The sequence below is a fragment of the Dyella tabacisoli genome, assembly GCF_003350925.1.
GTDB lineage: Bacteria > Pseudomonadota > Gammaproteobacteria > Xanthomonadales > Rhodanobacteraceae > Dyella_C > Dyella_C tabacisoli.
In genome coordinates this window covers 98,930-124,632 of sequence record NZ_KZ857183.1, presented here as the reverse complement: position 1 = coordinate 124,632, position 25,703 = coordinate 98,930, and the positions used below count along the sequence as shown (strand labels likewise).

General features: G+C 61.2%; 21 protein-coding genes. 15 read left to right on the top strand and 6 right to left on the bottom strand.

Annotated elements, in window-relative coordinates; genetic code table 11:
- Positions 1–139: 139 nt before the first annotated feature.
- On the bottom strand, positions 140–1,195 hold the full coding sequence (locus DVJ77_RS18795; RefSeq protein WP_225428086.1) for a phosphate/phosphite/phosphonate ABC transporter substrate-binding protein: 1,056 nt from the start codon (positions 1,193–1,195) through the stop codon (positions 140–142).
- 127 nt (positions 1,196–1,322) lie between these two features.
- The gene (locus DVJ77_RS18790) at positions 1,323–1,991 is read right to left on the bottom strand and encodes a LuxR C-terminal-related transcriptional regulator (protein ID WP_114847067.1); all 669 of its coding nucleotides are present in this window, start codon (positions 1,989–1,991) and stop codon (positions 1,323–1,325) included.
- A gap of 166 nt (positions 1,992–2,157) precedes the next feature.
- Between DVJ77_RS18790 and DVJ77_RS18785 the strand changes: the two genes are divergently transcribed.
- The 8 genes from DVJ77_RS18785 to DVJ77_RS18750 all read left to right on the top strand — a co-directional run bounded on the left by DVJ77_RS18785 (position 2,158) and on the right by DVJ77_RS18750 (position 15,171).
- Complete coding sequence (locus DVJ77_RS18785; RefSeq protein ID WP_114847066.1) at positions 2,158–3,096, top strand: TraB/GumN family protein; 939 nt, start codon at positions 2,158–2,160, stop codon at positions 3,094–3,096.
- 98 nt (positions 3,097–3,194) lie between these two features.
- On the top strand, positions 3,195–4,625 hold the full coding sequence (tssK, locus tag DVJ77_RS18780; RefSeq protein WP_114847065.1) for a type VI secretion system baseplate subunit TssK: 1,431 nt from the start codon (positions 3,195–3,197) through the stop codon (positions 4,623–4,625).
- Between the two features lie 5 nt (positions 4,626–4,630).
- Positions 4,631–5,977 carry a DotU family type IV/VI secretion system protein gene (locus tag DVJ77_RS18775; RefSeq protein ID WP_114847064.1) on the top strand — a complete coding sequence of 449 codons (1,347 nt, stop codon included), beginning with the start codon at positions 4,631–4,633 and terminating at the stop codon, positions 5,975–5,977.
- A 13-nt stretch (positions 5,978–5,990) separates the two neighbouring features.
- Positions 5,991–9,488, top strand: a complete 3,498-nt coding sequence (locus tag DVJ77_RS18770) for a type VI secretion protein IcmF/TssM N-terminal domain-containing protein (RefSeq protein ID WP_114847063.1) — start codon at positions 5,991–5,993, stop codon at positions 9,486–9,488.
- A 26-nt stretch (positions 9,489–9,514) separates the two neighbouring features.
- Positions 9,515–10,573 carry a type VI secretion system protein TssA gene (tssA, locus tag DVJ77_RS18765; protein ID WP_162791573.1) on the top strand — a complete coding sequence of 353 codons (1,059 nt, stop codon included), beginning with the start codon at positions 9,515–9,517 and terminating at the stop codon, positions 10,571–10,573.
- A gap of 322 nt (positions 10,574–10,895) precedes the next feature.
- On the top strand, positions 10,896–13,691 hold the full coding sequence (locus tag DVJ77_RS18760; RefSeq protein WP_114847061.1) for a sensor histidine kinase: 2,796 nt from the start codon (positions 10,896–10,898) through the stop codon (positions 13,689–13,691).
- Between the two features lie 13 nt (positions 13,692–13,704).
- Complete coding sequence (locus DVJ77_RS18755) at positions 13,705–14,436, top strand: response regulator transcription factor (protein ID WP_162791572.1); 732 nt, start codon at positions 13,705–13,707, stop codon at positions 14,434–14,436.
- Between the two features lie 135 nt (positions 14,437–14,571).
- Entirely contained in the window at positions 14,572–15,171 is a 600-nt protein-coding gene (locus DVJ77_RS18750; RefSeq protein WP_114847059.1) for a DUF4123 domain-containing protein, read from the top strand.
- A gap of 14 nt (positions 15,172–15,185) precedes the next feature.
- On the opposite strand, the gene DVJ77_RS18745 is transcribed toward DVJ77_RS18750, so the two are convergent.
- Positions 15,186–15,713 (bottom strand): DUF3617 domain-containing protein, encoded by a 528-nt coding sequence (locus DVJ77_RS18745; protein ID WP_114847058.1) that lies wholly within the window; start codon positions 15,711–15,713, stop codon positions 15,186–15,188.
- A 222-nt stretch (positions 15,714–15,935) separates the two neighbouring features.
- Between DVJ77_RS18745 and tssB the strand changes: the two genes are divergently transcribed.
- The 5 genes from tssB to tssE all read left to right on the top strand — a co-directional run bounded on the left by tssB (position 15,936) and on the right by tssE (position 19,548).
- Entirely contained in the window at positions 15,936–16,472 is a 537-nt protein-coding gene (gene tssB, locus DVJ77_RS18740) for a type VI secretion system contractile sheath small subunit (RefSeq protein ID WP_114847057.1), read from the top strand.
- Between the two features lie 73 nt (positions 16,473–16,545).
- Entirely contained in the window at positions 16,546–18,030 is a 1,485-nt protein-coding gene (tssC, locus tag DVJ77_RS18735) for a type VI secretion system contractile sheath large subunit (RefSeq protein WP_114847056.1), read from the top strand.
- 35 nt (positions 18,031–18,065) lie between these two features.
- Positions 18,066–18,560: an Hcp family type VI secretion system effector gene (locus tag DVJ77_RS18730; RefSeq protein WP_114847055.1), complete on the top strand. Its 495-nt coding sequence runs from the start codon at positions 18,066–18,068 to the stop codon at positions 18,558–18,560.
- 14 nt (positions 18,561–18,574) lie between these two features.
- Positions 18,575–19,105 (top strand): hypothetical protein, encoded by a 531-nt coding sequence (locus DVJ77_RS18725; RefSeq protein ID WP_114847054.1) that lies wholly within the window; start codon positions 18,575–18,577, stop codon positions 19,103–19,105.
- Between the two features lie 5 nt (positions 19,106–19,110).
- Positions 19,111–19,548: a type VI secretion system baseplate subunit TssE gene (tssE, locus tag DVJ77_RS18720; RefSeq protein ID WP_114847053.1), complete on the top strand. Its 438-nt coding sequence runs from the start codon at positions 19,111–19,113 to the stop codon at positions 19,546–19,548.
- Between the two features lie 63 nt (positions 19,549–19,611).
- On the opposite strand, the gene DVJ77_RS18715 is transcribed toward tssE, so the two are convergent.
- On the bottom strand, positions 19,612–21,510 hold the full coding sequence (locus DVJ77_RS18715; protein WP_114847052.1) for an ATP-binding response regulator: 1,899 nt from the start codon (positions 21,508–21,510) through the stop codon (positions 19,612–19,614).
- Between the two features lie 281 nt (positions 21,511–21,791).
- Here DVJ77_RS18715 and DVJ77_RS21610 point away from each other — a divergent pair, with 281 nt between their 5' ends.
- A complete protein-coding gene (locus DVJ77_RS21610; RefSeq protein WP_114847051.1) occupies positions 21,792–22,334 on the top strand; it encodes a DUF4124 domain-containing protein in 543 nt (180 codons plus the stop codon).
- Positions 22,335–22,387: 53 nt separating this feature from the next.
- On the opposite strand, the gene DVJ77_RS18705 is transcribed toward DVJ77_RS21610, so the two are convergent.
- Together DVJ77_RS18705 and DVJ77_RS18700 are read right to left on the bottom strand one after the other, a co-directional pair.
- A complete protein-coding gene (locus tag DVJ77_RS18705; RefSeq protein WP_114847050.1) occupies positions 22,388–23,878 on the bottom strand; it encodes a phenylacetate--CoA ligase family protein in 1,491 nt (496 codons plus the stop codon).
- An 8-nt stretch (positions 23,879–23,886) separates the two neighbouring features.
- Positions 23,887–24,930, bottom strand: coding sequence for a nitroreductase family protein (locus tag DVJ77_RS18700; RefSeq protein WP_114847049.1), 1,044 nt, complete (start codon positions 24,928–24,930; stop codon positions 23,887–23,889).
- Positions 24,931–25,157: 227 nt separating this feature from the next.
- Between DVJ77_RS18700 and DVJ77_RS18695 the strand changes: the two genes are divergently transcribed.
- Positions 25,158–25,670 carry a YciI family protein gene (locus DVJ77_RS18695; protein WP_114847048.1) on the top strand — a complete coding sequence of 171 codons (513 nt, stop codon included), beginning with the start codon at positions 25,158–25,160 and terminating at the stop codon, positions 25,668–25,670.
- The last annotated feature ends 33 nt before the right edge of the window (positions 25,671–25,703 follow it).

The window sequence follows — 25,703 nt, the reverse complement described above, 5'->3', positions numbered from 1 at the left end:
GCGCGAGAACGCCGATCATGATTGGCGTCGAAGGGAAGGGCCGCCATATCTCCGACGCGCTATGGCGACTGCGGGATGTCCGTACTCCCTTCCCTGCATGCAGGGGGAGGAGCGAGAGCTGCAAGGCCGTAGCATTCACTCAAGGTCTTGCTGGCGGCTGCAGTCGTCGCAAGAGTTCGTTGTGATCGGTCTCGATTTTTTGCAGGCGCGCTTGCATAGCCGCCGTGTTGATCCATTGCGCGCTGAGTGCATGCCGACGGTCGAGGGTGTACTGGATATTGGCAAAGGGAATCAATGCGTCATTACCAGCCGGGCTGAAGCCGCTGATGTCGTGGATCAGTTTGAGCTTGGCCAATTCTGCCGCGGCATTGCGCCCGTGCCTGGCGTAGTGGGTTACAAAGCCGATGACCTGATCGCGCAAGGCGGGTGGTAAGTCGCTGCGGATGATAATCACCGCATGCGGAATCGGGCTGGATTTCCACAGTATGCGCAGCCGTGCGTATTGTTCCGGGAAGCGCTTGGCGAAGCGTTCCAGGTCTGCCGTATTGTTGCTGGCTACGTCAGCTTCGCCATTGGCCACGGCTAATGCGTTGTTCTGGTGGTTGTCCACGGTCACGGTGGCGAAATAGGTGTCCGAATCCAGTTTGCGTTCGGCGAAGAGCTGGGTTTCCGGCACCAGGTAGCCGGAAACCGACAGCACCTCGCCATGGGCATAGCGCCAATGGCCAGGATGGTGAAAAAGGTCGTCCAGATTATGGATGGGTGAGTCTTTGCCGACGATCAGCACGGAGTAATAGCTGCGCGAATGGTTGTCGTTGGCGAGCTGTGCGATGACCTGCATGCGGTCCTTGGTGACGGCATCCAGGGCCAACAGCCCGGAAACGAAAGCGAGATCGATGCGTTTCTCGGCCAGGGCTTGGGCGAGTCCTTCGTAGGTGCTTACCGAGACGCTGCTGACAGGGCGTTGCAGGGCGGTGCTCATGTCGTCGAGCATGGGCCGCCACGCATTCACCGACTCGGACGGACCGCCGAGCGGCAGAATGCCGAACGCAAGCGGTTTGTCGGCGATAACCGTTTGCACACTCGCCAACGCGGGGAACAGCATGCCGAGCAAAGCCATCAAGCCACGTAACGGCCAGACCGTGCCAGGACGCGCACGGCGGTGTCGAAGGTGCGGGGCTTCCTCCTGGCGCAAGGTGGCATCTCCGGTAGTACCGACCGGATGCTCTTCCGGTATGGGTACGGAGCGTTCGCAAGCTCCAATCGCAGCAGCATACGCCGCACAAAAGATCGATGGGTGACACTCGGACAGCGGTCGATGCCTATAAGCTGCTGATACGCCGCGATGCGACTACGGCTTCGACTCGGTTGCGCACACTGAGCGCGCGAAAGATCGCAGCAAGATGAATTTTCACGGTTCCTTCACTGATGCCCAGGTCGCGCGCGATCACCTTGTTCGGCTTACCTTGTGAAAGCAGGCGCAATACGTCGACCTGCCGTTCGGTAAGCAGCTTGCGCAGCCGTTCTTCGAGTGTGGCTTCGAGTGAGCTATCGGATGCCTCGTGGGCGTCCACCGGGAAGGTGAGGCCACTGGCTTCCTGCAGCATCATCGGCGGCACGTAGACGCCACCGGACAAGACCAGCCGTATCGCGGACAGCATCACATCGGGCGAATAAGCCTTGGGAATAAAGCCCTGGACGCCCATGGCCAGCACTTCTTTCATCAAGGCAGGATCTTCGGAGCCGGACAGCACGATCACCGGCACGTTGGGCAAGGTCCCGATGAATTCAGCCAGGTGCTGGTTGCCGCGCACGCCCGGCATGGTGATATCGATCAGCGCGAGATCGGGCGGACTCTCGTGATGGATCGCCTGGCGCAACTCGTCCATGTCCATGGCGACCGAGAACTCAGTGTCCGGGTCCAGCTCGGCGAGCTTGAGTTTGACGCCCTCGACGATCAGTCGATGGTCATCCGCAATAAGTATGTGCATTTAATTCCCCATAGCGCATAGCAATGCTTCCTTTTACGGCATGTCTGCGCATCAGCAACATAGCCGTATGCACGGCCGGGGACAATCGGCCAGGTGTTTTCCGAATGGCCTAGGCTCTACGTGATATGGCTGTTGCGCGGGCGCGTCGTGAGAATCGCAGACGTTCATGACCGGGAATCGAGCCATGCTGCCGGCAAGGCCATCGCAAAGCTTGCGTTTTCTGCTCGCCATAGGTTGCGGGCTGCTGGCGTGGTTGCCGTTGCGGGCGCAGGAGGGCGGCGCCGACTGGGGCGCGGCGCACGGAGTGCTGTTTCGCATTCATTCGCCGCTGCCGGGGCGGAAGGACAGCTTGCTGTTCGGCACTATTCATATAGGTACCTCCGCTGAGCTGGGGCTGGATCTGCAGCGCGTACGCAGCGCGATCGAGACCCAGCGGGTGCTGGTCAACGAAGTGGACGGCCAAACTTCGTGGGAGCCCCGTTATGACCGTTATCGTTTTCTCGCCGAAGGGCAGCATCTGGCAACGTTGATCGGCGGAACCGAATTTATCGAACTGATTACTTTGTTGCCCGAGTACAACGGCAGCCAACTCAATCGCTTCAAGCCCTGGGTCGCCATGACCTTGCTGGAGGAAGGCGCCGAGCAGGCACCGCCGCGCAGCATCGATCGCATCGTGGAGGACATGGCGCGCCTCCACAGCCTTCGCTTGGTGCATCTGGAAACCTTGGAGGATCAGCTCGCCGCACTCGATTGCACGCCAGCCGCCGACTACGCCGTGGTGCTGCGGCAGCGCTTGGCCGATCCCAAGGCGCTGCGCGAGGAAACCGAACGTTCGTTAGCTTTTTATCGCGATGGCAATCTGCCCGCTTGGCTCGCCGATATCGATGCCATGCACGGCTTGGACGAACACGCGCAAAAGGCCGAACGACATGCCCGCGAGTGCCTGCTGGAACACCGCAATGCGCGCTGGCTGGAAGAACTCGATCCGCTGCTGCGCCAAGGCGGCTGCTTCGTTGCCGTCGGTGCGATTCATCTCACTGGCAAGGATGGCTTGCTGGCCGGGCTTGCCCGCCGCGGTTTCAGCGTGACGACGCAGCCATGGTGAATGACATGGATAAGTCGATGAGTGGCCCGCTGCACTTCTGGAACTCGCACTTCTGCAACTCCCTACTCGGTAACGAGATTCGATAAGGACGCCGTGTCATGCAGCCGCTACGACAAGTTCATTGGGCACAGGGTGGTTTCCTCACCCCGCAACATCTTCAGGCACAGGATGCCTGGCAGCAGACGTATGCCTTGCGCTTGCATCGGCAGTTTTCGCCGTATTACTGGGGTTTCGAGTCGCTGGTGTTGCGCGAGGATGCCTTGGCTACCGGCATGGCCACGCTGGAACGCTTCGTTCTGCTGACCCGTCATGGCGAGGTCATCAGCGGCGGGGTAGCGGCCACCGCCGAAGGCGGCGGCAACGCACGCCTGCCCGAGCGCAGCCTGCTCGAACTGGCCGTGCCCGGCAATGATCCGATAGCGCTGTATCTGGTGCTTAAGCGTGAACGCACGCTCGATGGTCTGGGACGCCATGACGAGCGCGGCAGTCGATTGCCCGCGCGCCATCGGCTGGACGGCGAATCGCGCGCCGATCCCTACGATCCGCAGGCACCGACCGCGGAGGTCGACTTTCTCGGCTATCAGGTGCAGATCATCAGCAGCCTCGACGAGGGTGCGGAGGCGTTGCTGGCGGCATGCGAGGCTTACAAGTTCGCCGAGATCGTGCCGAACGGGCCGGGACGCTTCAAGCCTTCCAGCGACTACATTCCAGCGTTGATCGCACTGCAAGGCTCGGCGAATCTCATCCGATGGACGCGCGGCTTGCGTGACCTGCTGTCCTCGCGCGGTGCGGATTTCTCCAGCGCGAAACGTCAGCGCGGCATCCGCGCGGCTTCCACCAGCGCGCAGGAAGTGATGCGGGTGGTGATGATGCAGACCTTCGCACGCTATATCGCCGATCTACAGGAACACGTCCGCGGCGGCATCATCGGTCCGTATCCGCTGTATCAGCAGTTGCGCGAACTGGTCGCTGAATTTTCGGTGTTCTCCGAGGAAATCGGGTTCGCCGGCGGCCTGCGCGACAATCCGGCGGAAACCGAACTGCCGCCATACGATCACGACAATCTGCGCGCGTGTTTCCGCATCGCTTTTCAGCGCGCGGAGGCGTTGATAAAGGCACTCACGGTGGGGGCGGAGGTAGGTATTACCTTGACTTTCGACAGCCGGCTGTACAAGGCAGAGCTTGCGGCCAGCTTGTTCGAGTCAGACAAGACGCGCTTTTATCTGGCCTTTGAATCCGAGCTGCGCGGGCAAGATCTGTTCGACCGCTTGTCGCGCACCGGCAAAATCTGTTCGGTGGACGAAATGCCGCGCCTGCTGCAGGCGGCGTTGTTCGGCCTGAAGATCGACCTGCTGCCGGTGCCGCCGGAAGAGCTGCCGCAGAAAACGCCTAACACCACGTATTTTCTGGTCGATACCAGGCATCCGTTCTGGCAGGGCATTCGCAATGCGCGAAACATGGCGGTGTATTGCGACCTGCCACCGGAGCAGACCGTCATTAAGCTGTACCCCGTGAGCGCGCAGGAGTGACGGCGATGGCACGCCTGCTGGAATTCTTCGTGCCGCTGTTTTCCTTCGGGCTGGCGATCGACGAGCAGATTATCGATAGCGCAGCGCAGGACAGTGTGGATGAGGTCTATGCGCGCGCACGCGCCTTGGTCGAGCAGGCGCGCAGAAGTGCGCTGGCGGCAGGCAAGCCAACTGCGGCGGTCGAAGCCGCTGCGTTCGCCGTGGTCGCCTGGTTCGACGAAATCATCACCCGCAACCCGACGTGGTGGAGCCACGCCAGTCCGATGCAGGTGAGCTTGTTCAACACCAATAACGCCGGCAACGAGTTCTTCGAGCACCTGTCCAATCTCAAGGGCGGCGACGAGGAAGTACGCGAGGTGTACTACCACGCGCTGCTGCTCGGTTTCGTCGGCCAGTACTACTACGAGACGGGCGACCACGGCGAGCTGGGCAAGATCAAGGAGTTGAACAGCCGCCAGCTTCCGGTGGCGCCGGCGCCCTTGCATACCTTGCGTGAAGAACAGGTCACGCCGCAGCCTTACCTCATGAAAGACCCCTCGGGGCCACGCTATCCCAAGTCATGGGACGCGTTGGTGCTCAAGCTTGGCGTGACTGTGGCCCTGCTGATTCCAATCGCCTACCTGGTGTGGTTTTTCGTATCACCGGCAAAGCTGGCCGGGCCGAGCGTGCAGCAGTTGGTGGCGCAGGAGATCGCCGGCTACGTCTGCGCGGACTTGTCGGCGAACGTGGACAAAGACGGTGTCACTTCGATAGGCGGCTATGTGTCCAAGCCGATCGACCTGGAGCGCTTGCGCACCGATGTGGCCGGCATCCCCGGCGTGAAGACGCCGAGCTATCAGGTCAAGGTGCTGATCTGGCCGCATTGCGAAGTGGTGAAGTTGCTCACACCTTATCGCCAACGCAATCTCGACCGCCACGACGGTCTGGCGGTAACGCCGACGACAGGCCATTCCGACCGCTTCGTCAAAGACGAGCAAGTGATCGTGAAATTGATCCAGGCCAATCACGACGGTTACCTGTATGTCGATTACTACACCGTCGAAGGGCAGGTGATCCATCTGTTTCCGAACCAGCGCGAACCGCATAGCGGACAGGTGATTGCCGCCAGCGGGCAGCTCGACGTAGGCCAGTCCGGTGTGCAGGGCGGCGGCTGGATCACGGTGGACGCGCCGTTCGGGCAGGAGCTGATATCCGTGGTCTCCAGCGCCAAGCCGTTGTACCAGGGGCTGCGTCCCGATTCGGAAGCGGCCAACGTCTACCTGCCCTTGCTCAAGCAGGCTGTGGAGGCGAGTCGTGGCGATGACAAATTCGTGGCCGACTTCATGACCATCCAGACCGAACCGACGCGCTGAGGAAGCCTGGACCATGAACGTCGTATCGCAAGCTTGGCTGAAATCCACTTTGCTGGTGCTGAGCGGCATCGTGCTGCTGGCCCTGATCGTTTTTGTGGCGCCGTCGCTGGTGCCGGCCATTCCACCGCGTTTCTGGCAATTGCTCGGTCTGAGCCTCGCCGCGATGGCGGTGCTGTGGTGGTTCACCGCAGGCGCTAAACGCTATTCGCGCGCAGGTCGCACGCGCCAACGCATCGGCGATCTGGGGCCGGGCAATCCCGACGACGAACGCGAGCCGTTGGCGAAAATGCAGGCGGCGATCCAGGAGGCCAAGCGCACTATCCAGCGTTCGCCCGAGATGGCCGGTGGCCGCCAGCCGTTGTATCGGGTGCCGTGGATGCTATTCCTCGGCGACACCGAGGCCAACGTGCACGGCCTGCTGCGCGCCGCCAGTGCGGTGTCGCCGTTCCCCGCGCCCAGCGGCGACGACGCCGGCTCGGTGTGGCGCTGGTGGTTCTTCAAGTCGATGCTCGCCATCGAGACCAGCCCGCGCATCGTTTGCGACGCCGACGCGCGCACCGAGCGTGGCCTGTGGTACCAGGCGCTGATGCAGCTTGCCAGCGAGCGCGACCGGCTGCCCTTGAACGGCATTGTGGTGTGCATCGCGGCACGCAGCCTGCTCGGCAAGGCGGACGAACTCAAAGCCACCAGCATGCGTTTGCGCCGGTTGGTCGACGAGAGCATGGAGCATCTGCAGATCCGCTTGCCGGTGTACTTCGTGGTGACCGGGCTGGAGCTGTTGCCTGGGTATGGCGTTTTCCGCGCCGCGTTGCCGGCGGAAGCGTTCAGTCAGGCGATGGGCCATCGGCTGCCGGAAAACGAGGCGGTCAGCGCCGGCACTAGCAGCACGTTCGACGGTTTGTTCGCACCGCTCGCCGAGCGCCTGCACGCACTGCGGCTAACCGCGCTGGCAGCGCAGTACGAGGTGCGTGGGCGCCGTGGCGTATTCGAGTTCGTACAGGCGCTGACCCGTTTGCAAAGTGGCCTGCGCAGCTTCGTCGGTCTGTTGCTGGAGGACAACCCGTTTCAGCGCACCCCTCGCTGGCGCGGTTTCTACCTCGCCGGTGGACCGACGGCGGAAGCTTCTGCCGGCGCTTTTGTCGGTGATCTGTTCACCCGCTTCTTGCCCGCCGATCAGCCGCTGGCCGCACCCAGCCTGAAGGGCAGTGCAGGGCGTATCGGGGTCGCGGCCCTGGGCGTGGCGGCGCTGCTTGGCCTGTCCGGTTATCTCACTTTCGGATTGAGCCAGGCGCGCTTCGACGATGCCCAATTGCTGGCGCAGACGCGTGCTGCCTGCCAGGGCCGTGAGAATGCCGGTGCCAGTGGCCGTATCGCCTGGGTGGCCGGTTGCGGCCGTACTATCGAACAGTTGGAAGCCAGTGCCGAGCAGCGTCAGTTGGGCTTCGGGTTGCGCCGTTCCGATCGCGATATCGAGCAGCTCAAACAGGTGGTGGTGAGCGATTTTTCCAGCCTGATCCTGGCACCTTATGACCAGATGATCGATGCGGACCTGGCCAACGGCCGCATCGGCATCGAACAGGTGCTGGCGGTGGCGCAGCGCTTGCGCATGTTGCAGCACTGTCGCGGGCGGGGCGCCTCGTGCATGGAACACGAGGCGCCGTACAACGTGGTGTTCGATCCGCGCTCCCGGCTGTTTTCGCCGTTCTTCACCGCCAATGCCGATACCCGCCGCGACCGCGATAACGCGGATGCCTTGCTCGCCACCTACCTCGGCTATCTGCGCTGGCAAAAGAGCGACGTGCTGGACGACGAGCAGCATCGGCTGCAGGCTGAATTGCAGCGCCTGCTGGCGGTCTATACGCCACGCCCGCAAGATCTCGAAGCCTGGGCCGACAAGCGCATGAGCGGGCCGCGCCTGCAGGATTTCTGGTTGCCGTCCGACCGCGTGGTCGGTGTGGAAGCCGGCAGCATGCCGACCATTTCAGCCGCCTATACGGTGGATATATGGAAGGGCGTCGTAGCTCCGCTGGTCAGCACCATCGGCGATACCCTGACGGAAAAAAAAAGCCTGGCCGATGGATTTCGTAGTGCCTATTTCGCCGGCTATTTCCGCGCATGGGCATTGTTTCAATCGCGTTTTTTCGATGGGGTGAGCTTGTGGAAAGGGCGCACCAGCGAACTGGCCAAGCGCGCCGCCGGCGACGACAATCCCTACCGCTTTTTTTTTGAAAGCCAGCAACACCACTTGCTCGGGCTGCCGCTGGGGTTGCCGTTCTCCGTGCGTTGGCATCTTGCCTGGCAACACGCGCGCGCCGCGGGATGGACAGGAGCGTGGCGACCCTTTTGGCAATGGGTAGCGGGCAGCTTTCGATCGACCCAGGCCGATGCGCCGACATGGCTGCTGGCGGTGCTCGATACCCGTCGTCAGGTGCTGGATACGCAGCGCGCGTTATTTGCCAATGGCTACTTGCGACTGCAGGCCGAGGGCGGCGATCAGAACCTCTATCAAATCGTTGCGGACATCTATCGTGGCAAGGGCATCGCCGCGCAACCGCCGGCCTCCGAATACGCGACCCTGCTGCAATCGGTGGACCGGCCCGCCGACAACTACGCATCGCAATTCAAAGGTGACGACCTTGGCGCCTGGTCGATCGTGCAAGGGCCGTCACGGCTGTTGCTGTTTCTGACGGTGCAACGGGCGGCGGGTTATTTACAGCAACGCTGGAGCGACGGTGTGGTGGCGCCGCTCAAGCCGCTGCCGCCCGAGCAGCAGCTCGCTGCGCTCTATGGCCCGCAAGGCAAGCTCAATGCCTTCGTCAGCGACTCATTGGCGCCTTTCGTCAGCGAGCGCGAGCGCACACCGATCCGTGTCGGTGGTGTGAGCTTGCCGCTCACCGCCGGCTTTCAGTCCATGCTCGCCACCCAGGGCCAGATGCAGCCATCGATCAACACCGAGCAAGCCTTCCTCGCCGGCAGCTTCATGTTCAGCGGACCCAGCCAGCTCGGCACCTTGGTAGAAGGCGCGCACGGCACGGTGCTGCAGATCGATTGCAAGGATCGCAATTTCAATGCCAGCAGCAAGGCGGCTTCACTGGCCGAGGCGAAAGTCGCGGTGTTCTGGTCGCCGGCCACCTGCACCCAAGCGAGTTTGCGTATCAGCATGGAACCGCCAGCGCCGGTGGAGGCCAGTCTGGTGCCGGCCACATCGTCCAGTGCCGCGCCACCGCTGGTACCACCGCCCGAACCGCTGGTACTGACCCGCTTGTATAGCGGCCCGGATGGTTTTCAGCAGTTGCTGAAAGATTTCGCCAGCGGCTCGCACGGCTTCGTGCTGGCCGATTTCCACGACTCGTACAACGCCTTGCAATGGGCCGATATCACGGGTCGTCTGCGCGACGCCGGCTTCAGTCAGGCGCAGGTGTTTCTCACCATCGAGCTGTCCGATCCGATGAAGCAATACCTCAACGCACGCAGCACGCCGGTCAGTCTGCCCGGCGCCATCATCGAGTAAACCACGCGGTACGTACGGAGTTTGCCATGAGCCTTGATCTTGCCGAACTACTCGCTCCGATCTCGCCCGATCGTCCTTGCGGCGAGGACGTGAGCTTTAACCCGGTCTACGACCGCGTGCGCGAAGCGCGCCGCGCCGATGATCCAAGTCTGCGCCAGGGCGAGTGGCAGACGGAGTTGAAGGCGGCCGACTGGCGCCAGGTCATCAAGCTCGCCGGCGATGTGCTGGCAACCCAGAGCAAGGATCTGCAAATGGCCGTCTGGTTGGGCGAGGCGCTTATTTCAACCGATGGCCTGGCTGGTGCCGCGCAAGCATTCGAGTTGCTGCATCGACTGCTGGATGAACGCTGGGAGGGGTTGTTTCCCGAACTGGACGGCGACGATGCCGAGGAGCGCGCGGCCAAACTCGCCTGGTTCAATATTTACGCCGGCGATGCGTTGCGAAAGCTACCGATTTCCAGCGGTGTCAGGTCGGTCACCTTGATGGATTGGCAGGACTCGCGCGAGGTCGATAATTTGGGCCGGCAGAGCAGAGAGGCATACCAGGCCGCCCTTGATGAGGGGCGCATGACCGGCGAGGCTTTCGACAAAGCCATGCTGGAAAGCCGCGCCGACCAGGTATCGGCATGGCTGGACCAGGCGAGCGCTGCGCTTTCTGCCTTCGAACCTTTAAAGCAGATGGTCGATACGCGACTGGGACGCGCAGCGCCCTCGCTGGCTGCGTTGGAAGATGCGCTGATGCGACTGCGTCAGGTGATCGCCAAGACGGCGCAGGCCAAAGGCATCGCTGGCGCAGCGGCGGCGACAGAATCTGTTGCGCAAACGTCTTCTACAACCTCAACGGAGACGGCCCTTGGCATGCTCGATCTGTCTGCAAATACCACGACAAGCAAGCGGAAAGCCTTGCTTGCACTCAGTCAGATTGCGGAGTTTTTCCGGCGCACCGAGCCGCACAATCCAGTGTCCTTCATGCTGGACAAGGCGGTGATCTGGGCAAATACCCCGCTCGACGTGTGGCTGTCCGAAGTAGTGCGCGACGACACGGTGCTTTCGTCGATTCGCGACAGGGTGGGTATACCGGGTTGATGGGCAGCCAGGGACGAACAACTCCCTCCCCTGCGCGCAGGGGAGGGGCAATCAGGCTCCCTCCCCTGTGCAGGGGAGGGTTGGGGTGGGGTGAGGCTCTTGCCTCGCGCTATCGCAAGAGCCTCGCCCCCTCCCAACCTCCCCCTACAAGTAGGGGGAGGAGCAACCAGGCCCCTCCACTGCTTACGGGAGAGGAGCAGGTATCGTCACCTCATGCTATTGCGCCCCCGACTAGAATCGCAGAGTGCTAAAACCGTCGTGCAAAACATGCGTACCCGCAACGTTCGCCGCCCGGTGGGTCGCCTGCGTTTTCGTATGGCTGATGCTGTCGTTTTCCGCATTCGCCCAACGCAGCAATTTCCGCATCTACGACCAGAGTTTCGGTCTGAATTCGGGTGAAGTGCAGGCGCTGGCGCAGGACGATCAGGGGTTTCTCTGGCTCGGTACTTCTCGCGGGCTGGTGCGGTTCGACGGTCGCGAATTTCTGAGCTGGGCGCCGCATCGCCTCGATGAATTGGTCAAGGGCTTGGCGCATGGCCCGCATGACGAGCTACTGGTGCGAGCGGAAAATGGCCGTGTGCTGCTGCGCTCTGGAAACGACCTGGTTGCGCTGAAAGGGCCCGATGCCGCCGACTTGACCACGGTTATTTCGCTCGACTTCGACAGCCGGGGCCGGCTGTGGCTGATCCGACGTAACGAGGTGTGGTGGCGCGATCGCGATCAAAGCTGGCACCGGTATCCCGCGACGGCATTTGGCGGACAGTCGCCCTTGCGCGTGCATGCGCGTGGGGATTGCGTCGATTTGTTTACGGATCAGGGTTTGTGGTGCTTGCGCACACCCGATACGGCGCGCGAACTATTGCACGCTCCCGGTCTGTGGCTCAGTGCCGGTGGCGACGGACGGCCGCTATGGGTGGCCAGTCATTTCGACGACGGACTATGGATGGTCGACGGTGCCGGGGCTCATAAGGTGAGTCGCCCGCAAGGCCGGGCGATGGATATGTTGGAGCGCGGACGCACGGTCTGGTTGGCGCTGGACCGCCTGCTGATGGCGATCGAGCCGGATGGCCGCACCCGCTATATCGGTGTGCATGAGGGCCTGCCAAGTGGTGGCCCCTTGCTGGAAGACCGCGAACATAGCCTATGGCTGGGTACGTTCGTCGGTCTGTTGCAGTTCCCCGAGCCGGACACCTGGCAATGGGGCGAGGAAGAAGGCTTGCCGTCCATGCATGCCTACGATCTGGCAGAAGCCGATGGGCAGTTTTGGGTGGCGACGTGGTTGGGGCTGGCACATTTCGATATCCCGCAGGTGCCTGAGCATTTGACTCCAACCTATCGCGGCGCCTATGGGCGCGTTTGTGTCGATGCCAAGCACGATATCTGGATTTCGGGCGGGCACCATCTGCTGACCTGGCGCGGAAACAATCTGCGTGAGGTCTATGCGTTTCCAAGCCGGGATGCCGCGATGCTCGGGCAATGTACGACCGCAGCCGACGGCAGGCTTTGGTTCGCCACCGACCAGGGCTTGCTGCGACTTGACCAGACGGCGAAAAAGTTGGTGCCTGTGACGCTTTCGCCCGCGGGTGCGCCGGACGTGGTCTGGGTGGCACCCGATGGTGCGTTGCAGGTGGCCGATGCGTCCACACTATGTCGTTTGCGGATGGACAGCGACACCAGCGCCCGGCGCGAGAACTGCATCGCCAACCCAGGCGGCGATCACTTCAACTCGGCAACCGTGGTGACCCCGCACAGTGTCTGGTTGGCTGCGTCCAATGGCTTGTACGCCTACGACGGGAAAAGTGTTGCGCTCTTGCCTGGAAGCGAAGCGATCAGCGGCGTGCTGGAGAATTTGACCCAGGCTCCCAGCGGCGGCTGGTGGGCCGCGGGGGTGGGTGCGTTGTTGCGGGTCGTGCCGTGTGAAAGTTGCGCGGCCCAATGGGATGTCCGCGAAACCGTCGGCATCTGGCAAGGTCTGCCGGGAAACAGCACGGTCGAGGCGCTGGAGGTTGCCAACGGCGATCTTTGGATTGCCGGCAATCGAGGTGTCTGGCGCGTGCCGCGCGCCGTACGCGCAGGCACTTTGCCGGTGCCGCGCATGGTGCCTGTGCGTGCGCGGATCGATGGTCAGGAGCAGCCGGCGGATCGCGCCGTCGAGCTGGCCCCTGCCGCGCATCGACTCGATCTTGAGTTTGCCGCGTTGAGTTTCCGCGATCGCTCGTTGTTGAGCTTCCGTTCGCGCTTGCTGGGGCAGGGCGACTGGTCGGTGCCGACACGGGTGCCGGTGCTGCAGTTCGCCGCGCTTGAGCCCGGTGATTATCAGGCGGAAATGAGTGCAAGCCTGGACGGACAGCATTGGTCCGAGGCGCCCGCCGATATCCGCTTTCGCGTATTGCCGCCGTGGTATCGCACCTATTGGGCCAGGGCCTTGTTCGTACTTGCGGCAGTGGCGCTGGCCATCCTGATGTATCGGATGCGCGTCACTGCCTTGCTGCGGGTGGAGCGGGAGCGCACGCGCATCGCCATGGATTTGCACGACGAGCTGGGTTCCGGGCTTGGCAGTATCGGCATGCTGGCGAGCATTGCCGCGCGAGCGGGGGTGGAAACCGAAGAGCGACGGCGCCTTGCCGGGCAGATCGCCACCGTGGCCGAGCTGCTTGGCGGCGGATTACGTTCGCTGGTGTGGACGCTGCGCAGTGGCCGGGCTGGCCTTGCCGAGCTGGGGCAGCAGCTTGCCGATCATGCCCGGCGACTGTTTCCCGGCGAGCATCCTTCGTTGCAGGTACGTTTGCCGGTCGAACCCAGTGCGGTCACCTTGGTGGCAGAGGTGCGGCGCCACGTGCTGCTGCTGGCTTTGGAGGCGCTGCACAATATCGCCCGGCATGCCGACGCCGCCCATGTCGAGCTTGAGCTGCGCGAGCTTGAAGAAGGTGGCCTGCAGTTGACGATCGAAGACGACGGCCACGGTTTCGATCCGGCTGCGGATGTCTCCGGGACGGGGCTGGAAAGCATGCGGCGTCGAGCCGCCGCCATCGGCGCGCGGCTGGATATCGACAGCGCACCGGGCCGTGGTTCGCGCATCCGGCTCGACTACGTTCGTCACACGAAGGCAACCGCATGATGATGTGCTTGTCATGGCAGGCGATCTACGGCAGCGTGGCGAAATGAATGTTGCCAACGCACCCGCTACGCCCCCTCTGCGACTGGTTACGGTCGAAGACGATCCGCGCTATCGGCAAAGCCTGACTTTGCTGATTCGCAGTCTTGGCGGCTTTCATCTTGCGGCGAGTTATTCGTCGGCGGTGCCCTTGCTTGAGGCCGCGCGCAAGGCGCGTTCGCTTGATCCGGCGGCCCCCTGGGACGTGGTGCTGACCGACATCGGCTTGCCGGGTGTGGATGGCGTGGCTGCGACGCGCGAACTGAAGAGTTTGTTTCCCGCCCTGCGCGTGGTGGCGTTGACCGCCTTTGAAGAGCCGGCGACCGTGCTTGCCGCGATTTGCGCCGGTGCCGACGGTTACTTGTTGAAGAGCGCATCGAACGACGAACTGCTCAATCAGCTCGATCTGATTCTTCATCACAGCGCGCCGTTGAGCGCCGCGCTGGCCGGCACGCTGATGCGCATCGTACGAGAGAGCCAAAGCGCGCCATTCGGTACCCGGCTGTTGCCGCGGGATCTGGGCCTGACGGCGCGTCAGCTCCATGTGTTGCGTGGGCTGGTCGAAGGCCTTTCCTATCGGGAAATCGGCGAGCGACTGGAGATCTCGCTCGATACCGTGCGCAGCCATATCCGGCAGATCTACTCCGCCTTGCAGGTGCACAGTGTCGCCGAAGCCGTGGGTTACGCCTTGCGTCACGGCCTGGCCTGATCCTGCCGGCCGTCACATGATCATGCGATAGCGCCTGGCTTGGCCTGCGGTTAATTTCGATGCCGGGCCGGGGGGCAGTTCAGGACGCGCGGATGCAGCGGTGGCATCCATCAAGCTCGTCAAGGATCGCATTTGATGCTCAGAAGGCCTCAGCTCGACGCGCTGCGTCTGGCCGTATTCGATCGCCAACGCACGGTTTATGCCGTACTCGACGGTAACAAGGTCGAGAAACTTTCCGAGCGGTTATACGCTTCCGATGCGGAGTACGCCTGCCTGTTTTCCGGCAAGCTGGTTCCGGTGCTTGAAGCGTCCGCTCCCTATATCGTGCGCCTGAGTCCGCACGGCCGTTTCGCAGCCAGCGTGTTGCGAGAGGGCTGGCGGCGACGCTGGGGCATCTTGCTGCACACGCAAGAGAATCTGCCATTGCACGAGTTGCGCGAGCATCTGCGCCGCTTTTTGCGCCTGGTCACGCCCGATGGCCAGGCCAAATGCTTTCGCTACTTCGATCCTTGTGCGTTCAAGCGCGAAGTACCAAGCCTGACCGAGAGCGAGCGTCGGGCATTCTTCGAGCCGATCAGGGGCGCACTGGTGCAAGGCCCGACACCCAGCACCGCGCTTTACTTCGATCGCCATGGTCCGCATGGACGACTGCTGGAGCTGACTGCGCTCGATACCGCTTGCCCCGCCTCAACCGGATTGTCTGGCTCGTTGGCGAAGCGTGCCGCCAGCAACTGAAGTGCCGCCCCTTATCAGTGCGGCATCAACTGGCTGAGGTTGACGATCTTGCCGTTAGGCGAGATCAGATCTCCCGGCTTCATTCCGGCCGTGCATGCACTGACCCAATGACCGTTCTGTACGGTGACTCTTTCGGTCTTGCCCATGAACGCGGGTTCATAGTGCGCGACCGATTCGGTGTGAAAGGCGGTGTCGCCGTCGAAGGTGGTTTCGGCATGCCCGCTGATGTTGGTTGCTTTGCCGCCCAACATGGCCGGCATGGTGCAGACCGAGTCGCTGACGACTTTGTTGCCGTGTACCTGGATGTCCATTTTCTGGCAAAGGCTGCTGCCCATCGCACTGGACATTTTGTACATCGTCGCTTCGATGCTCGGGTCCAGGCAGATCTGGCTAGCCGGCGACTTCCGGTCGCCGACCTGCGATGCCATCGTCCACAGGCCGGGCTTGTGCTTGGGCAGATTGGCCGGCAGATCCGCGGCGATTACCTGGGATGCGGCCAGCAACAGGAGCAGGGCGGCTGAGCAGGAAGAAAACGTAGGCATAAGGATCTCCGGCGCGAAGTGGTATCAGTGTGTTTGAAAGGGCCGCGACCTTTCGATAGGCAATTCGCCCTATGCCCGAAGTGCATGCCTGCGCCATCGGCGGCCGGCACGGGTACGTCCTCTGCCAAAGTCATAGGCCGCCAACTGGCCGTCCGGCTAATTCTTTCTCGTGGTGACGGTTCCTAGACTTTGCGCTGTCCGTCAACCTGTCGGGGAGCCCTCATGGCCAAGAAAGAAAGTACGCAGCACAAGCTCGACCGCGTCCGCGCACCGCGCGTGCAGCTCACCTACGACGTGGAGGTGGGCGACGCGATCGAAAAGAAGGAGCTGCCTTTTGTCGCCGGTGTGATCGGAGACTTCAGCGGACAGCCGGCCGAGCCGCTGGCCAAGTTGAAAGAGCGCAAGTTCGTCAATCTGGATAAAGACAATTTCGACGATGTGCTCAAGGGCATGAAGCCGCGAGTGCAGATGCAGGTGGACAACCGGCTCAAAGGCGACGGCTCCAAAGTCGGCGTGGAGCTGAACTTCAGGAGTCTGGAGGATTTCGGTCCCGAGCAGGTGGTGCAACAGATCGATCCCCTGCGCAAGTTGCTCGAAGCGCGCCAAAAATTGGCCGACCTGCGCAACAAGATGGCTGGTAACGACAAGTTCGATGAACTGCTGAACGAAGTTCTGCAGAACACCGATCAGATCACCCGCTTGACCAAGGAAATGGGCCAGGAAACGGCTTCGGACGGCAAGTCCGACGGGCGCGAATAAGCGCGGCCGACTTCATCACACCGGTTTCCATTGGGCCGATTTCCATTGGGGATACGTACCAAAGGGGTAACACATGGCCAACACTCAGACTCAAGACGTCACGCAAAACACCGCCGAAGCACAGGCAGGCAGCCTGCTCGACAGCATTCTCAATCAGAGCCGTATCGCCAAGAACGACAGCGAGCGCGACCGTGCCCGCGACCTGATCGCCGAACTGGTGAACCAGGTCACGCAGGGCCAGTTGACCCTCTCCACCGACGCCATCGCTTCGCTGGATGCGCGCATCGCCGATATCGACAAGCTGCTTTCCGATCAGTTGTCGGCCGTGATGCATGCGCCCGAGTTCCAGAAACTGGAAGGCTCGTGGCGTGGGTTGAAGTATCTGGTCGATAACAGCGAAACCAGCACCACGCTGAAGATCAAGGTGCTCAATTGCAGCAAGAAAGAGCTGGTCAAGGATTTCAAGAACGCCTCGGACTTCGATCAGTCCACGTTGTTCAAGAAAATCTACGAAGAAGAGTACGGCACCTTCGGCGGCGCGCCGTTCGCCACGATGGTCGGCGACTTCGAGTTCAGCCGCAGCCCTGAAGACATGTACCTGCTGGAGGAAATGTCGCACGTGGCGGCAGCAGCCCATGCGCCCTTGTTGTCGGCAGCCTCGCCGGAGCTGTTCGGCTTCGACAGTTTCACCGACCTCGCCGGCCCGCGCGATTTGGCGAAGATCTTCGACACGGTCGAGTACGCGAAGTGGAAGTCGTTCCGCAGCTCCGAGGATTCGCGTTATGTCGGGCTGGCGATGCCGCACGTGCTGGGGCGACTGCCCTACGGGCCGGAAACCACGCCGGTGGAAAGCTTCAACTTTGTCGAAGACGTTTCCGGCACGGAACACAACCGCTATTTGTGGACCAATGCCGCCTACGCGCTGGGCACCAAGCTCACCGATGCGTTCGCCAAGTTCGGCTGGTGCGCCGCGATCCGCGGTGTCGAGGGCGGCGGCCTGGTCGAAGGTTTGCCCACGCATACCTTTGGTACCGACGATGGTGAAGTGGCGTTGAAATGCCCGACCGAAATCGCCATCACCGATCGCCGCGAGAAGGAGCTGGCCGATCTCGGCACGATCCCGCTGGTGCACTGCAAGGGTACCGACTACGCCGCGTTCTTCTCCACGCAATCGGCGCAGAAGGCCAAGGAGTACAACACCGACGCCGCCAACGCGAACGCAAGACTCGCCTCGCAACTGCAGTACATCTTTGCGGTGAGCCGTGTCGCGCACTACTTGAAGTCGATGATGCGCGACAAGATCGGCAGCTTCGCCTCGCGAATCAGTGTCGAGCAATATCTCAACAACTGGATCGCCCAATACGTGCTGCTGGACGACAACGCTTCGCAGGAGCGCAAAGCGCAGTTTCCGCTGCGCGAGGCCAGCATCGAAGTGGTCGATGTGCCCGGCAAGCCAGGCGCCTACAAGGCCGTTGCCTTTCTGCGGCCGCACTATCAGCTCGACGAATTAAGCGTTTCCCTGCGCCTGGTGGCGGAGCTTCCCAAATCAGCGCGCTGAACTACTGACGCAGTGTCAACCTAGGAGTTACTACCATGGCATTTGATGCATTTATCCAGCTCGACGGTATCAAGGGCGAATCCAACGACGACAAGCACAAGGGCTGGATCGAGATTTTGAACTACGGCTTCGGCGCGGCCCAGCCGCAGTCCGGCACGTCATCGTCTGCCGGTAATCTGGGTTCGGCGCGAGTGAACATCCAGGGCATTTCATTCACCAAGCACCTGGATATCAGCAGCCCCAAATTGTTTGAATACTGCTGCACCGGCCAGACTATTCCCAAGGTCACTTTGCAGCTCAATCGCGCCGGCGGCAGCAAGGCCAAATACATGGAATATGTGCTGACCGACGTGATTATCACCGCGGTGGGCAAGGGCGGCGATGCAAAGGGTGGCGACGATGTACCGGTCGAATCGGTGACGTTGGCTTTCGGCAAAGTCGAGTTGACCTATACCAAGATCGACATCGACGGTAAGGCGGCTGGCAATGCCTCGGCTGGATGGGATCTCAAGGCCAACAAGAAAGTCTGATCGGGAGAGCTCGCATGACGTTCAGAACGCGTGCCAACGATTGGTCGATCTGCCTGGGCCCCTCGGTGCAGGTCGCCGCGATCGCCGGTGGTGCCATCAATTTGTACAAATTCCGCAATAACGTGACCAACGATATCTTCCTTTTCGGTCACCTTATTCTGGGTGTGGGCGCTGGCCTCAGCTTCTCCATCCTGAAAGCCGCCGGCGAAGCGGCAAAGGCGATGATGGAGGATGCCGAGAGCCTGTTCGAGGGCGCGGTGGATGCCGTCGAAACAGCGAGTGCCGGATTTGAAGATCTCGACGTGCAAAATGCTTTTTCGGCCAACGATCTGGACTGGAGTAGCTGCATGTTCGAGCAGTTGGGCGGGGGTGTGGCGGTTGCCGGCTACAAGGGCACGGCGATGCGTTCTTACGGCACGGTCTGGTCGGGGATACACAAGGTGGCAAGGGACTTTTTCCAGTACAGCGTCAAGGAAAAATCGGATCAGTTCGGTGCCACCATCATCATCGGTGGCGGACCACTGTTCTCCATCATGACCCTTTAAGCGACATGGCTTACTCGCTGATCGATCGCCTGACGCTGTCCCAGGAACATGCCTCGGCGCGCGGCAGCTTGCATAGTCTGCGCGTCGAGATATCCCGCGATCTGGAAGATCTGCTCAATACGCGTTCGGAGGGCGCGCGGCTGATCCCCGAAGCCTTCAAGGAGTGCCGCAAGTCGTCGCTGACTTACGGCATTCCCGATTTCTCCTCCTTCAGTCTGCTCAGCCCGCGCGACCGCGATCGCATCCGGCGTGCGCTGGAGCAGGCCATCGCATTGCACGAGCCCCGTCTGACGCGGGTACGGGTGCAGTTGGAGTCGCAGGGAACCTATGAGCGTGCCTTGCGCTTTCGCATCGATGCGTTGATTAACCTGGGGCCCGAGCGCGAAAAGGTACAGTTCGATGCCGTATTGCAGCTCAGTACCCAGTCTTATCGAATCGGCTGAAACGGCTTGTGAAACGGCTTGGTGGACGATGGCCCGGTGGACGATGGGCGTCCGCGAACCTCGTCATGTAGCGGCATGGGCCGAGGTCCATGCCGACATCATCGCTTCGCGCAGGTGTTCCGGCGACACGGGTTTGTACAGCACGGGAATCTTCGCAGCCATGATTTCGCGCAGCCGGTCGCTGCGTGTTTCACCGGTGATTAGCAGGCGGGCATAGGGCATCGCGCCATGGTCGCGATAGTGATGGTCGAGCGCTGCCAGCGCATCCAGGCCGCTTTCGCCATCGCGCAGGCGAAGATCGGAAATCACGATATCCGGCGGGATCGGCCAGGCCCTGGCGACCTCCAGTGCCTGCGTGCGGTCCTCGGCGATGGCTACTTCGCAGCCCCAGCTCCGTAGCAGGTAGCGAATGCCCGACAGGATCGCCGGCTCGTCATCAATCACCAGCACGCGCATGCCGGTGACGTTCAATGGTGTTTCTTCCGGCGACGCGTGCATGATTTGTTGCGGCGGCACCTCCGGCACGTGAAAGCTGAATACGCTGCCGCGACCTGGATGAGAATTCAGTTGCACCCGCGTGTCCAGCAACTCGGCCAGCCGTTGCACCGTAGCCAGGCCCAGGCCGAGACCGCGACGCGGACCGGATTCGTTCTCGCCCACATCATGATGATCGACCCGGTAGAACTCATCGAAGACGCGGCTCTGATGCTCGGCGGCAATGCCGCTACCGGTATCCCACACATCCACCCGCACGGTGCCGTCGCTACGCCGCCGTGCACCGACCAGGACCCCGCCTTGGCGGGTATAGCGCAATGCATTGCTGACCAGGTTGTTCAAAATGCGCGCAAGCATCGTGCGGTCGCTGCGCACCCATACGGGGGTCGCGCGCATCACCAGGCGCAGGTCGTGTTGCTCGGCGATCAGGCGAAAATTGCGGCTGACCCCCTCGAACACGCTGTCGAGCGGAAATTCGCTGACGTCAAGCTGCATCGCGCCGGTTTCGAGACGAGACAGATCGAGCAGTTCGCTGAACAAGTGATCCAACGCCCCTACGCATTCCTTGATGTGCGTGATGCGATCCAGGCGCACCGGATCGCGTTCGTCCACCGCCAGCGCGGAGGAAAACAAGGTAAGCGCATACAACGGTTGGCGCAGATCATGCGAAGCGGCAGCCAGGAACCGGGTCTTGGCTATGCTGGCCGTTTCCAGCGCCGCATTCTTGCGCGCCAATTCGAGCGTGGCGCGCTCGATCTCCTGCTCCATGCTGCGCTGCGTATCGAACAGGCCCGCTGCGGCACTGTTGAAGCCGCGCTGCAATTCACCAATCTCGGTTTGATCGGTAACCGCGACTTCGACCCGGCGGTCGCCTCGTCCGAGCTGATGCACCGCTTCAACCAGGCGGCGCAGTGGCGCGCTGATCCAGTGGGCGGCCTGCCAGCTAATCACCGCTGCAATGAGCAGGCTGATGGCCATGGCGATCAGCGCGCTGCGAAGGCTTGAGCGCTGCGCGGCGATAGCTTCGCTCAGGCTTACCTGCACCAGCACCGAACCCAGCAGCGGATGCGGCGCTTCATCGGCATCGATGACGTCGCGCACCACGGTGAGAGTGTCGCCTGATAACTCGGTGCGGGCCTGGCTATCGGCGAGAATCTCGCCATCGACGGCGCGGATCTGCACCTGCGCGACATGCGGCAGTTTGGCGACCGACTGCACGATCCGCAGCAGTTCCCGGCGCTGTGTATGGCGCAGCGGATCGGCGGCTATCGAGGCGGCCTGGGTGGCGATGGCATCGGCGGTACTCTGCGCCATGCTGCGCAGGCTAAGCACTTGATGCCGGGTCAGCATGATGACCAGCAGCAGGGCGGTAACCAAGGTGGGAACCAGCGCGATAAAGGCGAGCCGCTGCTTCAGCGATGTGCGCCGCCACAAGCGTGCCACCAAGGAGTCCGATCCCGCACTCATCGTTGCGTTTCCGTAGGGCGCCAAGCGCACCGGCAGGCCGAGCCTAGCGCGAAAGTCATCGGCCGGCAGCTAGGCCATAAGCAAGAGGTTCCGGCGGTGGTTTTTTACTGTGGTCAGACGCTATCCGGCAGCGCCGGGTGCCGTCGTTGGTGAAAGCGGGGTAGGGTACTTGCCAGAGTTCGGTTTAAAAAGCTGGCCGAAAGCACAGAGTTGTTTACGCAGAACGATCAGAATCGGGTGAAACAGCGGTCTCCCCAAGTCAACCACCAGGGAACGACACCATGCCTGCTACACGCGCGATCGCCTTTGTTGCTTTGACCATGCTGCTGGCGCTGTCATGCACTAGCGAAGCCGGCCAAACCTTTTATCGCTGGAAAGATGCCAGCGGAGCCACCCACTACACGGATACCCCGCCGCCGCCTGGCGCTAAACAACTGCCGATCGGCTTACCCACGCGCGAAGACATCGCATCCAACTGCTCGCCCAAGCTGACCGCCGAACAGTGCGCCAGATACAGCGCCTCCCTCAAGCGCGACATCGACAATATGCAGCGCGAAAACGCCACGCCCGAGATGCAAAAGCTCCTGCGTGAACAGCGTGAGGCGGCTGCCGGCGACGCGAAGCGCCTACAGGCTCTAAAAGCACAAGAGTGCGACCAGAAGCGGGTGCTATTAACCAGGCTCCAGCAGCGAAAAGAAAATCTCCCGAACCAGATGCGAACCGACCCGTCGATAAGTGGCATGTCGCAGGCCGAGCTTGAGGCGCAGATCGATGAGGGCTCGGCTGAGGTGCGGCAGTACCTCAGCGCGAACTGTAACCGGTAGTTTCTTGTTCGTTGGAGCCGCCACAGAGGTTTCAGTGCGATGAACCAGACCATTCAAGCGATATATTTGTTCTTGATACGAATATCGCGGCCGTGGAAAGGTCCCGTGTCGTGCTCGTGGAGTTGAATCATCAGCTGATTCGGCTCGAAGAGTCGAGAGACTTCGCGAAAATCTTGATTGACACGCTTGAGGCCCTCGAAAATTTCGCTATGGAGTTGGATGGCGTCGGGGAGTGTGTGCTGGCTGTTGAGGCTACGCTCAAGGTGAAGGTGAAGGTGGCTGGTAAGGTGTTGGTCTTCGGACACGGCCAGCTGAAATGTACTTACGGCGCTCTGCAAAGCCGGAGTGAAAGAGAGAATCTGTTCGATATCCGAAGGAAAGACTTTGGCGCCGTAGAAGGGGACGCTTGAGTCGTTGCGGCCATAGACGAAAAGAATCGGAAAACGGCTAGTGCGGCCGGCGAGCGCGGCAAGGTCGACCTTGTGCGCGGCGAGGCGAGCGGCGAGATTCCGAAATGTATAGGTGCCGCCGGAGTCACGGATGTTGTAGCGAATTTTCGGGGCTGCGCCGGATTGACGGCCAATGGTGATTAATAGCTCTCCATCTGCATTCGTCTCAATCACATAGTCCAGCGCGTTGTATTGGAAAATCATGGGCGGTGTATCGCGACCAAAAAGTTCGCGGCACAGCGCCGGGCGATCGAGCAACAGTCGACGCAGGTTGACGGTGGTCGGAGTTTCGACGCCGATGTTGATTTCGAGATCGGACGCACCATAGGAGGAAACGACCGAACTGGATTTCTGTAGCAGATGGGTGCGAAGTCCCTCGGAAAGTCCCTCGCCGCCGACAATGAAATCGATGTGGTAAAGGGATAGATCGAGATCGGACTCGTCAACGAATGATCTGATGAAAGGCGGGTAGCCGAAGATGAGGTACTGGTAGCCGGGTCCAAAGAGCTTGAGGGTGTTGATGAGCTTGATCTTGTCGGGGCCGATGGATTTGAGGATGCCGACATCGACGAGAGACATGGAAACGTTCATGCCCGTAGCCCAAGGACCGAGGGCGAAGCAGTTGAGAAGGATTTTGCCCGAGTCACGGAAGACGAGCTGATAGTTGAGCTGGAGGATGCGTTTGACGTCGTCGCGCTCCGCGGCACTGCGTATCCAATTGTTGGGCTGGCCGGTGGAGCCGGATGACTCGTCGATAACGACGCCTGCGCGCGGGATAGCGCCCCCGTAGCAACGCTGCTCGATGGAGTAGCGCTTGACGTAATTTTCCTTGGTCATGACAGGCAGGTCGGCAAGGCGCCACTTGCCCTGGGGGCGGTAACCCTCCGCTTGCAGAAATTGCGCATAGGCAGGGCAAGTAGCCTGGGCCTTGAGGAAGGCGGCGTGAGCCCGCATGCGGCCGACGCCTGCAAGGTATGGCTGGAACATCGGGGCGTTGAGAAAGGCATAGATTCGGCCATCGACGCTGATGATGCGGCGGAGAAACCAAAGCGTGCTGAGCACAATCTCAAGATAAACGCGGTAAAGGGTATTCATGGGGGTCCTCAATGCGTTGATGAGACCAAGATGTCGGAAAGCGCTCGGCGATGGCTGAGCGGTGGCTCGTCCGAATATCCGACTTTGAAAACGAGCCAGGCGTTGGGGACCTGGGTGCGGTTTTCGAGCCAGGCGGCAGCCTGCGGATTCGTGACAAGGTTGCCGTAGGGATGCAGGTAGAGGCCTAGGCGTGTCAGCTCCAGCCAGAAGCGGAGCAGGAAACGGCCAGAGGCAATGGCGTTCTCTGGATTGAAGAAGTCCCCGCTAAGGATGCCGATAGCGGGAACGTGGCCGAGCTGTTGCCGGTAACGTCGTTTGAGAAAGCCGCGAGTAGGCGCAAATAGAAGGATTTTCGAAAATTTGGCGGAAAGCCAGAACTCGACGCGGGAAATGTTCATGCAGCGCCAGTCCAGACCGTCGCTATGTCCGGCGGCCGCGCGCTTGGTGAAGCGGAACCAGGCCGTTATCTCGTCGCGATAATGAGGGACATTCATGTCGTGAAAGATCGCATCGATATTGTGAGCAAGCATGAGCTCAAGGTCTTTCGAATCAGTAACGTGGGTATAGCGATGGCCCCAAGCTTCGGCCAGCCTGGCAAGTGGTGCGATCGTCGATGCCGGAACCGGAATGGGACGAAGGGAAATGCGCGAGGTTCGGCGGGCGAGAAAAAGTTCGGGCGGGTAGCTGTCTCGAACTTCGGTGGAGGGAATGAGCTCGATACTGGCGAAAGAAATCAATCCCGGCGGAGTAGGGCGGGAGACGAGTTCGGCGAACTCGGTCGGGGTACGGTGGAGTTTCGCCTCTAGGCGCAGGCCGTGCGGGATGGCGAGCAGGTCGATCGCCTCGATGAACATGCCCATGGCGGAGATAAGAAACGAGCCCTGCGTATCTTCATTGGGCAGTGTGCGTATGCCGTCGATGAAGAGTTCGGCACGATGACTGGAGATGAGTTGGACCCGCCAGGGCTGAACGTTATGCGGAGACGGTGCGTGCCTGGCAATGGAAAGGATGCTGTGCCAAAGGGTGAAGCTGTCTGCTGCTGTGCCAGTCATTGGCGAAATTTCCTTGTGCCGCATACGGTCGCCGTTGCCGCAAGATAGGTTGCTCGATGGTATATCCGTGCCTACGAGCGAGCCCATCCTGCTATGAATGGATCGCACGATGCCACAAACACAGGTTTGACGTAAGCAGGCACTACCAGCTTCCCGGAAAGGTCTTGATTGAATCCAGCAGCAGTGTCCTACCTCCACCGGATCAATGATCCACGATAGATCCGGCCATGGCGAAATATTCTTTGTCCGCATGTCGATTTCCGGCTCCGCCGTTCGTCGCATTGATTGAGAGCCGAAAATATGCAGGTTCGGCGACCGACGAGCGGCATGCTCGAAGCATGCCGCGAACAGCCTTCGGGCAGACATCAGGAGCCATTGATATGAAATATTTCGCCATTTACATCCCCGATCCGAAGACAAACCACGGGACTCAGTCAGCCGAGCAGCAGGAAACGATGAAGAAGTTCATGGAGGATTCGATCACGCGTGGCGAATACATCAGCGGTGGCGGGTTCTTGCCGCTTGCCGATGCCGGGGTCGTCGTACGCCGCACGGATGGCAATACGAGCGTCATCGACGGTCCTTATTTGGAGTCGAAAGAACTGATTGGTGGATTCGCGATGCTCAACTATTCCTCACGCGAAGCGGCCATAGACGGTGCGCGGCGCTTTATGGAGGTGGCGGGCGACGGCGAATGCACGACGTATCAAATCATGGATGCCCCGCACCCGGATGCCTAGTCGAGCTTTACGTTTAGCAAGCTGACGTGAGGC